The sequence below is a fragment of the Pseudomonas sp. 14P_5.3_Bac1 genome (genome assembly GCF_025466135.1).
In the GTDB taxonomy this organism is placed as follows: Bacteria; Pseudomonadota; Gammaproteobacteria; order Pseudomonadales; family Pseudomonadaceae; genus Aquipseudomonas.
The window spans coordinates 166,236-184,329 of record NZ_JANLOF010000025.1 but is presented as its reverse complement, the minus strand read 5'-3'; the positions used below and the strand labels follow the sequence as shown (position 1 = coordinate 184,329).

At 60.4% G+C, this 18,094-nt stretch carries 20 protein-coding genes; 6 read left to right on the top strand and 14 right to left on the bottom strand.

Annotated features, from left to right (window positions below):
• Positions 1-23 precede the first annotated feature (23 nt).
• From NTD89_RS07230 to NTD89_RS07205, 6 genes are all read right to left on the bottom strand, one after another.
• A complete protein-coding gene (locus tag NTD89_RS07230; protein ID WP_262206854.1) occupies positions 24-1,571 on the bottom strand; it encodes a SulP family inorganic anion transporter in 1,548 nt (515 codons plus the stop codon).
• 85 nt (positions 1,572-1,656) lie between these two features.
• Positions 1,657-2,388: a carbonic anhydrase gene (locus NTD89_RS07225; protein ID WP_106576015.1), complete on the bottom strand. Its 732-nt coding sequence runs from the start codon at positions 2,386-2,388 to the stop codon at positions 1,657-1,659.
• A 228-nt stretch (positions 2,389-2,616) separates the two neighbouring features.
• The gene (locus NTD89_RS07220; protein WP_178119645.1) at positions 2,617-3,675 is read right to left on the bottom strand and encodes a PA0069 family radical SAM protein; all 1,059 of its coding nucleotides are present in this window, start codon (positions 3,673-3,675) and stop codon (positions 2,617-2,619) included.
• 70 nt (positions 3,676-3,745) lie between these two features.
• The gene (locus NTD89_RS07215) at positions 3,746-5,044 is read right to left on the bottom strand and encodes a cytochrome c (protein WP_145158490.1); all 1,299 of its coding nucleotides are present in this window, start codon (positions 5,042-5,044) and stop codon (positions 3,746-3,748) included.
• A gap of 12 nt (positions 5,045-5,056) precedes the next feature.
• Positions 5,057-6,841, bottom strand: a complete 1,785-nt coding sequence (locus tag NTD89_RS07210) for a GMC family oxidoreductase (RefSeq protein ID WP_145158488.1) — start codon at positions 6,839-6,841, stop codon at positions 5,057-5,059.
• Between the two features lie 2 nt (positions 6,842-6,843).
• The gene (locus tag NTD89_RS07205) at positions 6,844-7,596 is read right to left on the bottom strand and encodes a gluconate 2-dehydrogenase subunit 3 family protein (protein ID WP_262206852.1); all 753 of its coding nucleotides are present in this window, start codon (positions 7,594-7,596) and stop codon (positions 6,844-6,846) included.
• 272 nt (positions 7,597-7,868) lie between these two features.
• Between NTD89_RS07205 and NTD89_RS07200 the strand changes: the two genes are divergently transcribed.
• Positions 7,869-8,555: a dual specificity protein phosphatase family protein gene (locus tag NTD89_RS07200; RefSeq protein WP_262206851.1), complete on the top strand. Its 687-nt coding sequence runs from the start codon at positions 7,869-7,871 to the stop codon at positions 8,553-8,555.
• A 6-nt stretch (positions 8,556-8,561) separates the two neighbouring features.
• Here the strand turns inward: NTD89_RS07200 and NTD89_RS07195 are convergent, their stop codons facing one another.
• Positions 8,562-8,834, bottom strand: a complete 273-nt coding sequence (locus NTD89_RS07195) for a YheV family putative zinc ribbon protein (RefSeq protein ID WP_065902760.1) — start codon at positions 8,832-8,834, stop codon at positions 8,562-8,564.
• Positions 8,831-10,930, bottom strand: coding sequence for an oligopeptidase A (prlC, locus tag NTD89_RS07190; protein ID WP_262206850.1), 2,100 nt, complete (start codon positions 10,928-10,930; stop codon positions 8,831-8,833). Before prlC ends, NTD89_RS07195 begins: the two co-directional genes overlap by 4 nt.
• Before the next feature lie 54 nt (positions 10,931-10,984).
• Between prlC and NTD89_RS07185 the strand changes: the two genes are divergently transcribed.
• Both NTD89_RS07185 and NTD89_RS07180 read left to right on the top strand, forming a co-directional pair.
• Positions 10,985-11,527, top strand: a complete 543-nt coding sequence (locus NTD89_RS07185; protein WP_145158480.1) for a gamma carbonic anhydrase family protein — start codon at positions 10,985-10,987, stop codon at positions 11,525-11,527.
• On the top strand, positions 11,524-12,183 hold the full coding sequence (locus NTD89_RS07180; RefSeq protein WP_262206849.1) for an HAD family hydrolase: 660 nt from the start codon (positions 11,524-11,526) through the stop codon (positions 12,181-12,183). Before NTD89_RS07185 ends, NTD89_RS07180 begins: the two co-directional genes overlap by 4 nt.
• 95 nt (positions 12,184-12,278) lie before the next feature.
• On the opposite strand, the gene NTD89_RS07175 is transcribed toward NTD89_RS07180, so the two are convergent.
• Entirely contained in the window at positions 12,279-13,322 is a 1,044-nt protein-coding gene (locus NTD89_RS07175; RefSeq protein WP_262206848.1) for an aminopeptidase, read from the bottom strand.
• A gap of 142 nt (positions 13,323-13,464) precedes the next feature.
• Between NTD89_RS07175 and NTD89_RS07170 the strand changes: the two genes are divergently transcribed.
• Entirely contained in the window at positions 13,465-13,887 is a 423-nt protein-coding gene (locus tag NTD89_RS07170) for a hypothetical protein (RefSeq protein ID WP_106576005.1), read from the top strand.
• Here the strand turns inward: NTD89_RS07170 and NTD89_RS07165 are convergent, their stop codons facing one another.
• The gene (locus tag NTD89_RS07165) at positions 13,888-14,127 is read right to left on the bottom strand and encodes a DUF1161 domain-containing protein (protein WP_010207769.1); all 240 of its coding nucleotides are present in this window, start codon (positions 14,125-14,127) and stop codon (positions 13,888-13,890) included.
• Positions 14,128-14,377: 250 nt separating this feature from the next.
• Positions 14,378-14,809, bottom strand: a complete 432-nt coding sequence (locus NTD89_RS07160) for an OsmC family protein (protein ID WP_027608131.1) — start codon at positions 14,807-14,809, stop codon at positions 14,378-14,380.
• A gap of 216 nt (positions 14,810-15,025) precedes the next feature.
• Between NTD89_RS07160 and NTD89_RS07155 the strand changes: the two genes are divergently transcribed.
• Positions 15,026-16,027, top strand: coding sequence for an LLM class flavin-dependent oxidoreductase (locus NTD89_RS07155; protein ID WP_106576004.1), 1,002 nt, complete (start codon positions 15,026-15,028; stop codon positions 16,025-16,027).
• A 63-nt stretch (positions 16,028-16,090) separates the two neighbouring features.
• On the opposite strand, the gene NTD89_RS07150 is transcribed toward NTD89_RS07155, so the two are convergent.
• A complete protein-coding gene (locus tag NTD89_RS07150) occupies positions 16,091-16,318 on the bottom strand; it encodes a DUF1161 domain-containing protein (RefSeq protein ID WP_145158474.1) in 228 nt (75 codons plus the stop codon).
• 115 nt (positions 16,319-16,433) lie between these two features.
• Positions 16,434-16,649, bottom strand: a complete 216-nt coding sequence (locus tag NTD89_RS07145) for a dodecin (RefSeq protein ID WP_145158472.1) — start codon at positions 16,647-16,649, stop codon at positions 16,434-16,436.
• 154 nt (positions 16,650-16,803) lie between these two features.
• Here NTD89_RS07145 and NTD89_RS07140 point away from each other — a divergent pair, with 154 nt between their 5' ends.
• Complete coding sequence (locus tag NTD89_RS07140; RefSeq protein ID WP_003170746.1) at positions 16,804-17,130, top strand: YqjD family protein; 327 nt, start codon at positions 16,804-16,806, stop codon at positions 17,128-17,130.
• 8 nt (positions 17,131-17,138) lie between these two features.
• On the opposite strand, the gene NTD89_RS07135 is transcribed toward NTD89_RS07140, so the two are convergent.
• Positions 17,139-18,035: a LysR family transcriptional regulator gene (locus NTD89_RS07135; RefSeq protein ID WP_145158470.1), complete on the bottom strand. Its 897-nt coding sequence runs from the start codon at positions 18,033-18,035 to the stop codon at positions 17,139-17,141.
• Between the last annotated feature and the right edge of the window lie 59 nt (positions 18,036-18,094).

Below are 18,094 nucleotides of genomic sequence, written 5' to 3'. Positions count from 1 at the left end.
CCCACATTTTTGATTGGGTTCCGTCAGCTAGTGGACGGCGCCGAACCTATCCCCACCGTCGTGCGCACCCGGCCTTCCAGCCGGCGCTTCAACCCACGCGCCTCGATCACCAGTTGCGAGCCCTTGGCCGCATTGGCCCGGCCCCATTCCTCCAGCAACTCCAGGCAGGAATGGTCGATGTAACTCAAGTTGCTCAGCGGCACATGCAACGTGGTCCCTGCGGGCACCGTCGACAGCACTTGGGTCAGTGCCGGCACTTTCAGGAAGGTCGCCGCACCGGTCAGGCGCAACTCCATCTCACCGTCCTGGGGCAGGTCGATCAGGCTGATTTTCAGTCGCGACGCCTTGAAGGCCAACTTGACCAACGTCAGCCCGAAGCCCACCAGCACACCGGTCAGCAAGTCGGTAAAGATGATCGCCAGCGCCGTCGCGGCATAGGTGAACATCGGCATCCGCCCGTATCGGCCCAATGCGCGAAATGCTTTCACGTCCACCAGCTTGATCCCGGTGTACACCAGCACGCCCGCCAGGCTCGCCACCGGGATGCTTTGCAGCACGCTCGACAGCAGCAGCACGAACCCCAGCAGCCATACACCGTGGAACATCGCCGACAAGCGCGTGGTCGCACCGGCCTGCACATTGGCCGAGCTGCGCACGATTACGCCGGTCATCGGCAGCGCGCCGACCAGGCCACAAAGCATGTTGCCTACACCTTGAGCGGACAATTCCTTGTCGAAATCCGAGCGCTGGCCGCTGTGCATGCGGTCAACCGCAGCAGCCGACAGCAGGGTTTCGGCGCTGGCGATAAAGGCCACGGCGAACGCGGCGATCAACAGTTGCGGATCGGCCAGGTTCAGCAAGTCGCTGGGGCGTAGCCAGTCGATGGCATCGGCAAGGTTTTCCGGGACTTCCACACGCTTGACCTGCAACGCCAGCACCAGGCTGGTGACCGTCGCCAAGCCCACGCCCAACAAGGCGCCTGGCACAAACCGCAGTTTTTGCGGGCGCAATTTATCCCACAGGTACATCACCAGCATCGTCGACAGCCCCAGCAAACCCGCTTGCCAGCCAAGGCCTGCGCCCAGGGTTGGTATCGCCTCAACCACCGCGGCCGGGAAGCCCGCCAGGTTATCCAGCCCGGAAGGCTTGGGCGCGCCGTCGAGCATCACATGGACCTGCGAGAGCACAATCAGCACGCCGATCCCCGCCAGCATGCCGTACACCACCGCCGGCGCCGTGACGCGAAACCAGCAGCCCAGACGCAATCGCCCGGCCACCAATTGCAGGAACCCCGCCAGCAACAGGATGGGGCCGAGCATCATCATGCCGTGCTGGCGCACCAGTTCGAACACCAACACTGCCAAACCTGCGGCGGGCCCGCTGACCTGCAGCGGCGATCCAGCCAGCCAACCCACCACCAGGCCACCGATGATCCCGGTGATCAGCCCTTTGGCCGGCGGCATGCCAGACGCAATCGCGATGCCCATGCACAAGGGCAGGGCGACCAGAAACACAACCACGGACGCGAGCAGCTCCCGAGGCAATACAGCTTTCAATTGAGCAGCACGCATATTGACTCTCCCAAGGCATTCGCCGGGCGCGGCAATGCCTGGCTGCATCCATGGCAGCCACCGCATTACCCGGCAGGGAAGTGTTTTAGAAGCGCGCTTTAGGCGTCGCGCAAGGGATTGGTCCGTCGCCGCTCAGCGGTCGAAATGCCGCTTGATCTGCATCGTAGGCTCGGATTTCGCTGGTCTCGATGTTGTAGATCCAGCCATGGATAAACAAATGACCATTGGCCATGCGTGAGGCCACGGAAGGGTGGGTGCGCAAATGCTGCAACTGGGCGATGACGTTTTCTTCGGTCAGCACCTTCATGCTTTCGCCTTCATTGGCGCAGTCGCAGTTGTCCTCAACCATCGACTTGGCGACCTCGGCATGACGCAGCCAAGCCCGGACTGTCGGCATTTTTTCCAGGCTCTGGGGGTTGAGTACCGCGCGCATGGCGCCGCAGTCGGAATGCCCGCACACGATAATGTGCTGCACGCCCAGAGCGAGAACCGCGTACTCGATGGCCGTGGAAACGCCGCCGTTCATCTGTCCGTAGGGTGGCACCACGTTGCCGACGTTACGCGTGACGAACAGGTCGCCAGGGGAGCTTTGGGTGATCAGCTCGGGCACGATCCGCGAATCGGCACAAGTGATAAACATCGCCCGCGGGCTCTGGGCCGTGGCGAGCTTTTTGAAAAGTTCTTCCTGCTGGGGGAAGACGTCGTGATGGAAATGCAAAAAGCCGTCAACGATGTGCTTTAGCGCTGCATCGGCGGACTCGGCCACCTGAGGGGCTGAAGCCGACGCAGCCAACGGCTGTTTATCCTTGTCACTCATGATTCATCCTCTTGATTAATGCAGGGAGAGTGTTCAGGTCATTTCGACGCTGGGCCAGTGGATTAGTTGTAAAACGCTGAAGACCAAGGTTCCGACCCACCAGTCACTCGCTGAACAAGGTAACCGCCGAAACTTAACTCAAACTGAATGAACCGCTCTAGATCGCGGGTTTCAGTGATATCAAAACGCGACTACTCCTACAGGCATGTCGCGCCCCTCTTGGTCAGTTTACAACAATGCCATCTGCCTGCCCGGTGGGCAGAACGCCGTGCAATCCAGATTAAACCCTTCCCGACGATTAAGCCCCAGGCGCTTGATCGCCTTGCTGAAGCGCTGCGCCAGCAGATCGGCGAACGGCCCCTCACCCCGCATGCGCACACCGAAGCGGCTGTCGTACACCTCACCGCCGCGCACCTGGCGCACCAGGCTCATCACATGGGCCGCGCGCTGCGGGTAATGCGCCGCCAGCCACTCCTCGAACAGCGGTGCCACCTCCAGCGGCAGGCGCAGCATCATGTAGGCCGCACTTTGGGCACCCGCCGCGTGGGCTTCGGTCAGCAGGCTTTCCAGCTCGCTGTCGTTGATCATCGGAATCATCGGTGAACACAACACGCCCACCGGAATGCCGGCCTCGCGCATCACCCGAATCGCCCGCAACCGCGCCTTGGGCGCCGCCGTGCGCGGTTCCAGAATGCGCTTGAGCTCATCGTCCAGGCTCGTGAGGCTGATCATCACTGCCACCAGCCGCTGCCGGGCCAGCTCGGTCAGCAGGTCGAGGTCACGCAAAATCAGCGAGCCCTTGGTGATGATGGTCACCGGGTGGCGGTAGCGCAGCAGCACTTCGAGGGTCTGCCGGGTGATCCTGTACTCGCGCTCGATGGGCTGGTAGGGGTCGGTATTGGAGCCCAGATTGATCGGCGCACACACATAACCCGGCTTCGACAGCTGTTGTTCCAGCACCTGGGCGGCATTGGTCTTGGCGATCAGCTTGGTTTCGAAATCCAGCCCCGGCGACATGTCCCAGTAGGCGTGACTGGGCCGCGCGTAGCAGTAGATGCAACCGTGCTCGCAGCCGCGATAGGGGTTGATCGAGCGATCGAACGGCAGGTCCGGCGAGTTATTGCGGGTGATGATGCTTTTGGCCGTTTCGATACGCACTTCGGTGCCCTGGGTCGGCGGCACCTCCTGAAACCAGCCGTCGTCCTCGGCCACACTGACCGTAGGCGCAAAGCGATTGTGCAGGTTGGTGGCCGTGCCCCGGCCACGGGGCGGTAAAGGTGTAGACATGAAAACGCCCCAATACTGTTTTTATATACAGTAATGGGGCGTGATGGTTATGACCAGTGCCGTCTGGCGGTCAGTGCTTTTGCGTTACTTGCCCCAAGTCATCGCCCGAGGTGGTGCGCATATCGCTCTTGCGCAGGTCCGCCACGTCGCTGGCTTTTACCGGCGCGCCTTTGTTGCCCCAGCTGCCGCGGACGAAACTGACCACATCCGCCACTTCCTGGTCCGACAACCGCCAGGCAAACGCCGGCATGGTGAACGTCGACGGTGCCGTGTGCGTAGCCGGCAAGGTGCCGCCATTCAACACAATGTTGATCAGCGACGTGGCATCTGCCGTCTGCAACACCGGGTTACCCGCCAGCGCCGGGAACACCCGCGTATAGCCATGGCCGTCGGTACGGTGGCACGCCGCGCAGTTGTCGATGTACACCGACGCGCCCGGCTTGCTGTCGTCACCTTTCCACAACGCCTCGGCCACCTGTTTGTCGTACTGATGCGGCTGATCCTTGGGATCCACCGCCGGCAGGCTCTTGAGGTAGCGGGCGATAGCGGTCAGGTCGTCCTGCGACATGTACTGCATGCTGTGCACCACCACATCGCTCATGCCGCCAAACACGGCGCTGCGATCACTGCGGCCGGTCTTGAGAAATTGCACCAGTTCGTCCTCGCTCCAGCTGCCGAGGCCGTCCTTGTGATCGCCACGCAGGCTTTTCGCGATCCAGCCTTCCAGCGGCGCGCTGCCCGACAGGAAGGCGTTGCCGTCAGTGGCGCTGAGGGCTTTTTCCTGCATGGTCAGGGCGCGCGGCGTATGGCAGGCGCCGCAATGTCCCAAGCCTTCAACCAGGTACGCGCCACGGCTGACCACCGGGTCGGCGGCCGGTTGCGCCGGATGCTCCTCAACGGCCGGCGCAAACATCCAGCGCCACGCCGCCAACGGCCAGCGCATGCTCAAGGGCCAAGGAATATCGCTGTCTTTGTTCTCTTGGGCGACCGGCTCTACACCCTTCATGAAGTAGGCATACAACGCCTGCATGTCGCTGTCGCTGACACGCGCGTAAGACGGGTAGGGCATCGCCGGGTAAAGCGTACTACCGTTCTTGGCGACGCCATGGCGTACGGCCTTGTCGAAATCTTCGAAGCTGTAGTCGCCCAGGCCGGTCTTGTCCGGGGTTATGTTGGTGGAGTAGATCACGCCGATCGGGGTTTCCATCGGCAGCCCGCCGGCAAAGGGTTTGCCACCCTTGGCGGTGTGGCAGGCCACGCAGTCACCGGCGCGGGCCAGGTATTCGCCCTGCTTGACCAGGTCGGTCTCAGCGGCGCTTACCGAACAGCTGCTCAAGAGTGCCAGGGAGGCGATAACAAGTGCTTTCATGGTCATCGCTCCTTACGCCTGAACCAGTGGGCCGGGGTTTTTCAGGTACTGCTCGCGGATCGCCCGCGCCGACCAATAGGTCAGTGCCGCCACCAGGCCGGTAGGGTTATAGCCCAAGCCCTGTGGGAAAGCTGACGCGCCTGGGACAAACACGTTGTGTACGTCCCAGCTCTGCAGGTAGCGGTTCAACGCACTGGTTTTCGGGTCGGTGCCCATGATCGCGCCGCCGTTGAGGTGGGTGGTCTGGTAGGCCGCAGTGTTGAAGTGCTCACCGACCTTTTTGCCGAGCACAGCAATGGCCTTGGGGTTCATCGCTTCGGCGACCTTGCCCATTTTCTCCATCATGAAGCGGTTCATCTTGATGTCGTTTTCCTGCCAGTCGAATGTCATCCGCAGCAGTGGCAGGCCGTAGGCATCGCGGTACACCGGGTCCAGATCCAGGTAGTTGCCCCGGTAGGATTGATGCGCACCGTGGGCGTCCATCGACACCTGGTGGGTGTAGTAATCGGCGGTCGCGCGCTTCCAGGCACTGCCCCACGCTGGCGTGCCTGGCGGGTTGGACGTACCGGCAATCGGCCGGCTGCCGGCCTGGTTGACCCACATCGGCGAACCGCCGACGAACCCGTGTGGCCCGTGGTCGAAGTTATCCGCGTTGAAATCATCAATGGCCACGCCATTGCCGCCCGCACCGATGAAGTTATTGGTGTGGGTGTCCTTGTCGAAGAAGGCTTTGATGGTACCCATGTTCTGGTAGGCGAAGTTGCGGCCCACCACGCCCTCATTGGTAATCGGGTCGTAGGGTTTGCCGATACCCGAGAGCAACATGAGGCGCACATTGTTGAACTGGAAAGAGCCGATGATCACCAGGTCAGCCGGCTGCTCGCATTCGCGACCCTGGGCGTCGATATAGGTCACGCCGGTGGCCTTGCTCTTGGTGCTGTCCAGGTTGACCTTGAGCACGTGGGAATTGGCCCGCAGCTCAAAGTTCGGTACCTGACGCAGCGCCGGCAGGATGTTCACATTCGGCGAGGCCTTGGAGTACATGTAGCACACGTAGCCGCTGCAGAAACCGCAGAAGTTGCACGGGCCCATCTGTGCGCCGTAGGGGTTGGTGTACGGCCCCGACGTATTGGCCGACGGCAGGTTGTAGGGTTTGTAACCAACCTCGGCGGCCGCTTTCTGAAACAGCTGTGCGGAGACGGTGTTTTTCTGCGACTCCAACGGGAACGGGTTGGAGCGATCCGGCGCATACGGGTTGCCACCACGGCCTTCGCCCACTACCTGACCTTTTACGGTCCAGGCCTGGCCGGAGGTGCCGAAGACTTTTTCCGCGTAGTCGAAAAACGGTTCCAGCTCTTCGTAGCTGACGCCGAAGTCCTGGATGGTCATGTCCTTGGGAATGAAGTTTTTGCCGTAGCGCTCTTCGTAGTGGCTGCGCATGCGCAACTCGATAGGGTCCACACGAAAGTGCACGCCCGACCAGTGCAGGCCCGCGCCGCCCACGCCATTGCCCGGCAGAAACGCACCCAGCTGGCGGTTGGGCAGGGCGACGTCATTCACGCTATGGCGAATGGTCACCGTTTCTTTGGAGATGTCCTGAAAGAGTTTTTTACGCACGCTGTAGGTCAATTCGTCGATGACCTGCGGATAGTTGCCGTCCGGGTAGGTGTCCTGCATCGGGCCGCGCTCCAGCGCTACCACGTTGAGGCCAGCTTCCGTGAGTTCCTTGGCCATGATCGCGCCGGTCCAGCCGAAGCCCACGATCACCGCGTCCACTTTCTTCATGATGGTCGCCACGTTTATGCCCTCTCGCCGCGAATGGAAACAGCCGGGAAGGGGTATTGCTCGTTGCGTTCAACCCAGTCCATAAAGTCGGCGCGGGCGCCGGGAAAGCCGATCATGGTCCAGCCGACCATGCCTTTGTTGCCGCCGTGGATCGGGTCGCAGAAGAACCCTTCCTTGGTGTTTTGCAGCAGCAGGTTGAAGAACATCTTTGCGGGCACCGTCTCAAAGTGCGCAGTCACTTCGCTGCCGCCGGCTTCAAGGCGACGCAGCATATCGTCCTGGGTAGCGCTGTCTTGCGCGGCAAAGGCCTTGCCGTTGAACGCCTTCGACCACGCATCCGTCGCTGCAATGCCCAGGCGGTAAATGTCCTTGGGCACCAGCTTGCTCTGCCAGCCCATCTCCGAGGCCGCATCGGCGTTGAACGGGCCCTGCATGAACCACAGCGCGCCCGCGGCGTAAGGCGTGTTCATCTGGCGGTCGATGTATTCCGGCGCACCGGCCTCCAGGGCGCCAGGGCCCTGGGCATCAGCAGGAATCAAACGCGCGACGGCGGCGTTGAGAAACGCCCACTCTTCAGCCGTGAAATAGCTCGGTTCGTAGGCTTTGTCGCTGACCGGCGGCTTAGCCTCGGCAGCCTGCACCGGTTCCGGCGTGGCCATCAGCATCGAGCCACCAAAGCCGGTGCTGGCAACCGTGACCACCGGGATCAAGGTCAAGGATTTGCGCAAAAAATCACGCCGGGGATTGTCTTGATCTTGATCAGACATAGGTGCACCTCATCATGTGGTCACGGGTTTATCAGCCGCTTCTGGGAGCAGCGTGAAGGCTTGCCAGGAAATTGGATCCAAAGGGATAGAACACAGTGGCAAACAATAGTTACAAATGATAGCAGGCTAAGAATTGAGAAAATCGGTTCAGCGAGAAAAACAGCAGATCAGGTCGGTATTCACGATTCTTTGACGAGTACCTCACGCCGCATTGACCCCGCGTAGGCGAATCTTTGGCCCATCAGCCATTTCCCTATTCGGTTACAACGCGCATGTTCGAGATTCGATTGCTGCCTGCCCTCGGCATGGCGCTTCTGGCCCTGTTCGCCACCGCGCACGCCCAGGCGGACGGCGCCTCCTCCCTACGCTCACCGGAATGGGCCCAGCCTGTGGGGGACCAGTTCAATCTGCACCAAATGACGCCCACGCTGTATCGCAGCGCGCTGCCCAACGGCAATGCGCTCCCCGTATTGGAAGATCTGAAGATCGCCACGGTGATCAACTTTCTGCCGGAATCTGATGCAACGTGGCTCAAGACATCTGATATCAAACAGGTGCAGCTGACTTATCGCACCAATCACGTCGACGATTCGGACGTACTCGCGGCGTTAAGGGCCATCCAGGATGCAGAAACCAAAGGCCCGGTGCTGATGCACTGCAAACACGGCTCGGACCGCACAGGTTTGATGGCGGCGATGTACCGCGTGGTGATCCAGGGCTGGAGCAAGGAAGATGCGCTGAACGAAATGACACTGGGCGGTTTTGGTACCAGCAACGGTTTCAGGGACAGCGTTCGCTACATGATGAAAGCCGATGTCGACAAGTTGCGTACGGCCTTGGCGAATGGCGATTGCAGCACCAGTGCGTTTGCCCTGTGCTCGATGAACAGTTGGCTCAACACGGCCAATAGCAGCCGTGTCGACACCAAAAAAGACGCTGAACTGGTGCTGACACCCTGATGGGCGTCAGTCTTTTTTCAGCTTCGGATTGGGAAAAAACTGCACGGCCTGCACCTTCGGGTCCGGCGCTTTCAATGCCGATGTATTAACCCGCGTGCCCAACTCCTTGGGCACCGACAGACCTTGGTCATTCAACGTGTCGGTATAACCGCAAGCCACACATTCGCGGTGCGGCACGTTGTCTTCAGTCCACATCTTCAACTTGTCCGGCTCGCTGCACGCCGGGCAGACCGCCCCGGCGATAAATTGCTTTTTGGTAATCACAGGCCCTTCGCTCATGCTGCCGCGTCCTCACTCAGGCCGCTGTGGCGCAAGAGTGCGTCAATCGACGGCGCACGTCCGCGGAAATCGACGAACAGCACCATCGGTGCCTGCGAACCGCCGCGCGCCAGGATGGCTTCGCGGAAGGCGCGGCCGGTCTCGGCGTTCAGCACGCCGTCTTCTTCAAACTTGGAGAAGGCATCCGCCGACAGCACTTCCGCCCACTTGTAGCTGTAGTAACCCGCCGCGTACCCGCCGGCAAAGATGTGCGCGAAGCTGTTAGGGAAGCGGTTGTACGCCGGTGGGCGCATCACCGAGACCTCATCGCGCACGCCTTCAAGCACTTGCGCAACGCTGCGGCCATCGCCGTGGGTGGCATGCAGTTCGAAGTCGAACAGCGAGAACTCAAGCTGGCGCACCATCATCAGGCCGGACTGGAAGTTCTTCGCCGCGAGCATTTTTTCCAGCAGGTCCTGGGGCAGCGGCTCGCCGGTTTCATAGTGACCGGAGATCAGTGCCAGGCCTTCCGGCTCCCAGCACCAGTTCTCCATGAACTGGCTCGGCAATTCCACCGCATCCCAGGCCACGCCGTTGATGCCGGAGACGCCGGCGTGTTCGACACGGGTCAGCAGGTGATGCAGGCCGTGGCCGAATTCGTGGAACAGCGTGGTCACTTCATCGTGGGTCAGCAGGGCAGGCTTGCCGCTGTCGGCCGGGGTGAAGTTGCACACCAGGTTAGCCACCGGGCTTTGCAGCACGCCGTCAACCGTGCGGCGACGGTCACGCGCGCCGTCCATCCAGGCGCCGCCACGCTTGTTGGCGCGGGCGTACAGGTCGAAGAAGAAGCGGCCGACGTGCTGGCCGTTTTCCTTGATTTCGAACAGGCGAACGTCCGGGTGCCAAGTGTCGAAACCTTTTTGCTCGGCGATCTCGATGCCGTACAGGCGCTGGACGATGGCAAACAGGCCGCCCAATACTTTGTCGATCGGGAAGTAGGCGCGCAGGGCTTCCTGGGACACGCTGTAGCGCTGCTCGCGGAGTTTTTCGCCGTAGAAACCACTGTCCCAGCTTTGCAGATCCGCACAACCTTGTTCGGCGGCATATGCCTTGAGCTGTTGCAGGTCCTGGGCGGCAAACGGCTTGCTGCGCTTGGCCAGGTCGCGCAGGAAGCTCAGCACCTGGTCGCTGGACTCGGCCATTTTGGTGGCCAGGCTCAGCTCGGAGAACGACGCATAGCCCAGCAGTTGGGCCAGCTCCTGACGCAGGTCGAGGATCTGTTCCATCACCGGGCCGTTATCATTCTTACCGGCATTCGGGCCTTGGTCCGACGCGCGGGTGCAGTAGGCCGCGTAGACCTCTTCGCGCAGGGCGCGGTCGTGGGCGTAGGTCATCACCGCGTAGTAGCTGGGGAATTCCAGGGTGATCAGCCAGCCATCGAGGCCTTTGGCCTGGGCGGCGGCGGCCATTTGCGCCTTGGCCGAATCGGTCAGACCGGCGAGGGTGGCTTCATCGGTAACGTGCTTGGTCCAGGCCTGGGTGGCATCCAACAGTTGGTTGGAAAATTTGCTGCCCAGCTCGGAGAGCTTGCTCTGCACTTCGGCGTAGCGCTTTTGCTGCTCAGGCGGCAAATCGATACCCGACAGGCGAAAGTCGCGCAGCGAGTGCTCAAGGATAGTCTTTTGCGCCACGTCGAAACCGGCAGCTTCGGGGCTGTTGGCCAAGGCTTCGAAGGCCTGGAACAGTGCACGGTTCTGGCCCATTTCGGTGGAGTAGGCGCTCAATGCCGGCAGGCAAGCCTCGTAGGCCTCGCGCAGTTCAGCGCTGTTGCATACGGCATTGAGGTGGCTGACCGGGCTCCAGGCGGCGCCCAGGCGATCATTCAGTTCATCCATCGCCAGCACCAGGCCGGCCCATGTAGGATTTTTACCCTGGCTTTGCAGGATGCCTTCGATGGCAACACGGTTGTCGGCGAGGATCTGTTCGATGGCCGGTTGCACGTGCTCGGCACGGATCGCCGAGAACGGCGGCAGGTCGTAGGACTGCAGAAGAGGGTTGTTCGCGCTCACGGTGGGCACCTTGGCTGAAGAAACTTGTAAGAACAAAGATGGGGCCATCTTAATTACAATCAACACCCACCGCAGCTATCAGCAGAAGAGAGAGAGGCTATCGTGACCCTTCGCACCTATCAGAACCACACGCCAACCCTGGGCGCCGGGGCTTTTGTCGATATTTCGGCGGTGGTGATCGGCGATGTCGAAATCGGCGCCGACAGCTCGGTTTGGCCGCTGACGGTGATTCGCGGCGACATGCACCGCATCCGCATCGGTGCGCGCACCAGCGTGCAGGACGGCTGCGTGTTGCACATCACCCATGCCGGGCCGTTCAACCCGGACGGCTTCCCGCTGCTGATCGGCGATGACGTAACCATCGCCCACAAGGTCATGCTGCATGGCTGCACGGTGGGCAACCGCATCCTGATCGGCATGGGCAGCATCGTGATGGACGGCGCCGTGGTGGAGGACGACGTGATCATCGGCGCTGGCAGCCTGGTGCCGCCGGGCAAGAAACTGGAGAGCGGTTTTTTGTACGTGGGCAGCCCGGTTAAACAGATCCGCCCATTGACTGACAAAGAGCGTGCCTTTTTCACCTACAGCGCCGCGAACTACGTGAAGCTCAAAGACCTGCACCTGGCGCAAGGATTCGACCGATGACCCTGAACTACTCCACCGTGCTGTTCGACCTGGACGGCACCCTGACCGACCCGCGCGAGGGCATCACCCGTTCGATCCAGTACGCCCTCGGCAAACTCGGCATTGATGAACCCGACTTGACCAAGCTGGAACACTTTATCGGCCCGCCATTGCTGCAAGCCTTTATGCAGTTCTATGGCTTCGATGAGGCCAAGGCCTGGGAGGCGGTGAATTTCTATCGCGAGCGCTTCAAGGTCACCGGCCTGTATGAAAACCGTGTATTCGACGGCGTCATGCCGTTGCTTGAGGAACTGAATGGCCAAGGCCGCCAGCTGTATGTGGCCACGTCCAAGCCGTGGGTATTCGCCCGCGAGATTGCCCGGCACTTTGATTTTGCCAAGCACTTCAAGGTGATCTACGGCAGCGAACTGGACGGCACGCGCACCAACAAGGTTGAGTTGATTGCGCACTTGATGAGTGAAGAGGGCCTGGACCCGGCGACCACGTTGATGATCGGGGACCGCAAGCATGACCTGATCGGCGCGCGCAGCAATGGGCTGGATTCAGCGGCGGTGGGGTATGGGTTTGGCAGTTTTGAAGAGTTGAATGCCGAGGCGCCGACCTGGCATTTTGAGACGCTGGATGAGATGCATCAGGCGTTTTTGCAGCGCGCTTGATACCGCTTTCGCGAGCAAGCCCGCTCCCACACTTGACCGAGTTTCAACATGAGAATGCGGTCGAATGTGGGAGCTGGCTTGCCTGCGATGAGGCCCTAGTGGCCACCACCCTCCAACTGCCGCAGCGCCGCCTTACGCTGCTCCACCGGCAAGCCACCCATCTTCTCCACCGCCGCAAAGAACTTCACCCAATCCCCACCTTCCTGCGCAAACAACGCCGCAAACGCCGGCACCCATTGGTCATATAGCCCAAACGGCAGCAACCGCGCGTTGTTCATCGGCTGGTTGATCCACACGTCGTAACGTTTATCACCTCCCCACTGGCTATCGCGCATTTGCCGGTAATCGCTGCGCAAACGCTCGAATTCCGCCGCCTTGGCCTGGCGCATCACATCAACTGCCAAGGGCTGTGCGTAAAGCTTTTCCAGGCGTTTACGGGTATCCAGCACCAGTCGGATAAATTGATCACGCTGCTGCAACGCCGCATCGCTCAGAGGCGCCAAGCCCCGCGCCGCACGCCATTGACGAGTGCCTTCCTGCTCGACGAAGTTGGCATACGACTCGTTGAACTCGGTGTCGTCCTTCACATAGAAACGCTGGTGCGCCAGCTCATGAAAAATCAGTGTGGCCAGGCGCTCATCGCCCCAGTTCATCATCGAATTCATGATCGGGTCGTTGAACCACCCCAACGTGGAGTAGGCTTCGACGCCACCAATCGACACGTCCATGCCTTGTTGCTGCAGCAACGCCGCCTCACCGCGCGCCGCGCCCTGGTTGTAATAACCGCGATAGGCGACGCATCCGGCAATCGGGAAGCAATGGGTTTCGGGAGAGAGGGAAAATTCCGTCGTGGCGAATACATTCCAGACTACGTATGGCCGGCCAATGTCCGCGTACAACCTGTAACTCTGGTTGTCGGGCAAGTGCAGATGCTCACTGGCGAACGTGCGGGCTTTTTGCGACTGCACCAAGTGCTCACGCAATACCTGTGGGCGAGAAGGGTCGGCAATCACCTCGGCAACCGGCTCACGGGCCCGCAGCAATTGCCATTGGCCGCTGGCGAGCTGGCTGTAATAACTGACACTTGAGCAGCCGCTGAGCACCACCACCATTAACCCTGGAAGAAAACGCCTCAACATGCTCCGACTGCTCCTGGGTAATTTGCTCGCCAGCCTATCCTGCCTGCACGGAATTTTTCCATGGCCTGGCGTGTTTATACTCATGAGGAGTCTGCTGCCATCGGCGCCGGGCTCAATTCCTTCCTACCGTTGAGTGCCTGCCATGCGCCAGCTCCTGCTACCCGTGACCGTTCTGTTTCTCAGCGCCTGTGCTTCTACGCCGATTCCCCCGGTGGATCCGCATCAGGCCTGGGTCGACTTCGCCACCCCGACACCCGGCGCCAAACTGGTGATGGCCCAGCGCCTGGATGGCAAGAATCTGAATGACGGGCGTTTTTTCCAAGTGCCACCCGGCAGCCACGAGCTGATGGTGCGCTTTGATTTCGAGGTGAACACAGGTACAGGCTTTGGCGGGCTGGACCAGACGCACGACCGCACCTGTTTCATGACCTTGCAGTACGACAATTTCCAGGCAGGCCAGCGCTATGTGCTGGAAGGGCGCTCGCTGGCCTTCACGCCCAACATTCGGCTGTATAACTCAGCGCGTCAGTTGCTGGCGCAGGAGCGCAGCGTGAACTGCATCTGATCAGTCGTTGTTCTTCTGATAAACGATGGCTTTGGTGCCGTTTTCACAGCTGCCGACGACCATGGCGCTGTCATGCTTGTCGGCTTCTTCCTTGCTGACGATTTCCAAGGTGTAGGACGGCACGGCGTTAGCCTGGATCTTGACCTCGATCTCTTTTCTAAGCTCTTCACAATCTTTTGGAGCGGCCACGGCCGAAGTGGCCAAAACACCGCAGATGATCGCCAAGGCAAAACGTTTCATGTGTGAAGCTCCCTGAATGCATGCGCACGAGTGTGCGCCTAGCTGCATAGGCTATAGGACCACATAGGGGAAACACGAGTTCTGATTTAAAGCAGAACTAAATGTGGGAGCGGACGTGTGTGGGAGCTGGCTCGCCTGCGATGGCAGCGCCTCGGTGCAACTGCAAAACCGAGGTGTGCCTATCGCGGGCAAGCCCGGCTCCTACACAAACCCACTCCCACACTGGATCTACGCGGTTACGCAGACCGCATTAGCTGACGAGCGTGGCATCCAGGCTGATCTTGGCGTTCAGCACTTTGGACACCGGGCAGCCTTCCTTAGCCTTTTTGCTCAGTTCGTCGAACTGCGCCTGGCTTGCGCCCGGGATCTTGGCTTTCAATACCAAATGCACAGCAGTAATTGCGAAGCCGCCGTCCACTTGGTCCAGCGTCACTTCAGCCTGGGTGTCGATGCTGTCAGCCTTGAGGCCGGCGTCGCCCAGAATCATCGAAAACGCCATGGAGAAGCAGCCGGCGTGCGCCGCACCAATCAGCTCCTCAGGGTTTGTGCCCTTGCCGCCTTCGAAACGGGCCTTGAAGCCGTAGGGCGCTTCGCGCAGTACGCCGGTTTCAGTGGAAATGGAACCCAGGCCTGTCTTCAGATCACCTTCCCAATGCGCGGATGCTTTTTTAACGATACTCATAGCGGTCTCCTCGAACGGTGGTTTTGCTTCAGTAAGGTTCTGAGGATAGAAGCTCTGGCAAAGTTCATCTTGTCGGAGAAACCTAGCGTTCCAGTAGGAAATTTCCCTAGCTGCTATTGAATCTCGGGTATATGCCCTCATTGCATAGAACATGCACATGAAGCGGCAGGTTTTGGTTCGTCTATAAGCCTGCGCACCTATTGGAGAAGCAGGCTTATGAAATCGCTGTCCGACGTGAAATTCTCGACCCTGGACCTGGTGCCCGTGCGCGCCAATGGCAGCCCGGCGCAGTCGTTGCGCAATTCCCTGGACTTGGCCCAGCACGTGGAAAAGTTTGGCTACAACCGTTTCTGGGTGGCCGAACACCACAACATGGATGGCATCGCCAGCTCTGCCACCTCGGTATTGCTCGGCTACCTGGCCGGTGGCACCTCGACCATCCGTGTTGGCTCCGGCGGCGTCATGCTGCCCAACCATGCACCGCTGGTGATCGCTGAGCAGTTCGGCACCCTGGAAAGCCTGTACCCGGGCCGGATCGACCTGGGCCTGGGCCGCGCGCCGGGTTCTGATCAGATGACCGCTCGCGCCCTGCGCCGCGAACGCTCGGGCAGCGCCGACGACTTCCCTGATGATGTGGCCGAGCTGATGGCTTACCTGGGCCCACGCACGCCGGATCAACGGGTTATTGCCGTGCCGGGCACCGGAACCAATGTGCCCGTGTGGTTGCTCGGCTCCAGTTTGTTCAGCGCGCAATTGGCCGGTGAGCGCGGTTTGCCCTACGCCTTCGCCTCGCATTTCGCACCGCGCCTGATGCATGAAGCTATTCGCGTGTACCGCAATCACTTCAAGCCTTCAGCCGTATTGGACAAGCCCTACGTGATGCTTGGCATCCCGCTGGTGGCCGCCGATACCGACGAACAGGCCGATTACCTGGCTACCTCGGTGTACCAGCGCATCCTCGCGCTGATGCGCGGGCAAAGCCTGGTGCAACGTCCGCCGGTCAAGACTATGGACGGCCTGTGGCTGCCCCATGAAAAAGACGCGGTCGGCAGCTTCCTCGGCCTGGCCATGGTCGGCAGCCCGGCGAAGATCCGCGCAAAACTGGACGTGCTGGTTGAGCAGACCGGTGCCGATGAGCTGATCTTTACCTGCGACCTGTACGAGCATGCCGACCGGATTCATTCCTACGAGCTGCTGGCGCAGTTGATGAAGGGCTAACAACATCCGCAGACAAAAAAAACGACGCACCTGTGCGTCGTTTTTTATGTCTGGAGCAAGGGGTTAACCGCGCTTGTAGACGATTTCCTTGGTGCCGGCTTCGCAGCTACCGACGACTGTGTGGTCGCTGGGTGCCGCGCCTTTGTCTACCACCTCCAGCGAGTAACCCGAGGCGCCCTTGGCGTCGATTTTCGCTGCGATTTCGCTTTTCAGCTCTTCACAAGGCTTGCCCGCCGCCAGGGCTGTGCCCGCAATGCTCAACAAACCTACCGCTAACAGGAACTTCTTCATCCGTTACTTTCCTTGCGCTGATCGAAAAGAGCGTGCCGATGCTTTCGCATCGGCACCCATTGGTTGTAGCGCAGGTTATGGCAATCGGCCAGTCGGCAAAGTTCAACCGACGTGATCAACTACTGGCGATTCGGAACCCCACCTTGAGCGTGACCTGGAAGTGCGCAGCCTTGCCGTCCTTGATGTGACCACGGGTTTCAGTCACTTCGAACCATTCCAGGTGCTTGATGCTTTTGTTCGCTTCGGCGATGGCATTGTTGATGGCGTCTTCGATGCTGGTGGCCGACGAACCCACCAATTCGACTTTCTTGTACGTGTGATGATCAGACATGGCGTTTCTCCTGAGGTCTTTAGTGAGCGTAGCAGTCAATGTTCGTACTGCTTCTGGCGACTATTCCCACTCAAAAGTTCAGATTTACTGCACTTTCTGAAAACGCTGGAGTCGGTATCTACACATGCCACTCAATCACTTCAGGAGAGTCCACATGGCCAACACTTCTTTACGCAAAGCGTCGCTGGAAAGCATGGAAGCCGAGATTTCGAGCCTTCTCAAGTCCCTTGAGAGCCTTAAGGACGATGCGTCCGACGAGTCGCGCAAAACGCTGAAGGCCCTGAAAAGCAATGCCGAGAATGCCCTCAAGCACTCCCGTCATCTGATCAGCGATGCCTACGAAGAAAGCAAAGTCAAAATCCGCGAAACCGGTGTTGCAACCCGGGACTACGCACAAGAGCACCCATGGACTACCGCCGGCGTCGCCGTTGGCGCGCTGGGTCTGCTGGCGGCTTACCTGCTGTGCAAACGTGGCGACTGAAATACCGGCTACACCGGCTGGCGCAACAGCTCTGCCTTGAGCCACTGCGCCAGTTGACCCGCGCGCCCGTCTGCGGCGCGCTTGGGTAGCCACAGCGCCAGGTGCGCCGGGGTTTCGCTGAAACCCCATGGCGCCACCAGGCGACCCGCGCGCAGGTCCTCTGCCACCAGCGGTTCTGGCGCAATTGCCACCCCAAGCCCTGCCACCGCTGCCTCCAGCAAATAATACAAATGCTCAAACCCCTGGCCGTGTTTCAACGCGCCGGGTGCAATGCCGTATTGCTGCGCCCAACTAGGCCAGGCTTGCGGGCGCGAGGTGGTGTGCAACAAGGCTTCGCCACACAAGGCTTGCGCCGGGGCCTGGCGCAAACGCTCGTAACCGGCAAAGCGCGGGCTCATCACCGGGCCAATGCGCTCGCTGGCCAACTCGTATACCTGCATGTCCGCCGGCCACGGCGGCTCAGCGAACACCAACAGGGCGTCGAGGCCGGGACGCCTGGGGTCAAGATCGCCGTCACCTGCTGACAGGTGCAGGCGCAAGTCCGGCAGGTCGGCGTTCAAGCGGCCCAGGCGCGGGATCAACCAGCGCGCCAACAAACTGCCCGAGCAGCCCAGCACGAACGGCGCATCGGCGCTGGCCTGGGTCAGCTCGGCACACACATCCCTCAAACGTTCGAACGCCTCTGCGCTGGCATCGCGTAGCCGAACGCCGGCATCTGTGAGTTTAAGGCCGCGTCCCTCTTTGGCGAACAGGCTGACACCCAAATGCTCTTCGAGCACCTTCAACTGGCGGCTGACGGCGCCGTGGGTCACATGGAGCTGCTCGGCAGCCTGGCTAACGCTGTTGAGCCGGGCGGTGGCTTCAAATGCACGCAAGGCATTGAGGGGTGGTAGGTCTCGGCTCATCTGTGAGTTTTCCTGACAGGTTGCGGCGATCTTATCGGTTTTCAGCGTAGCGTGTCAGG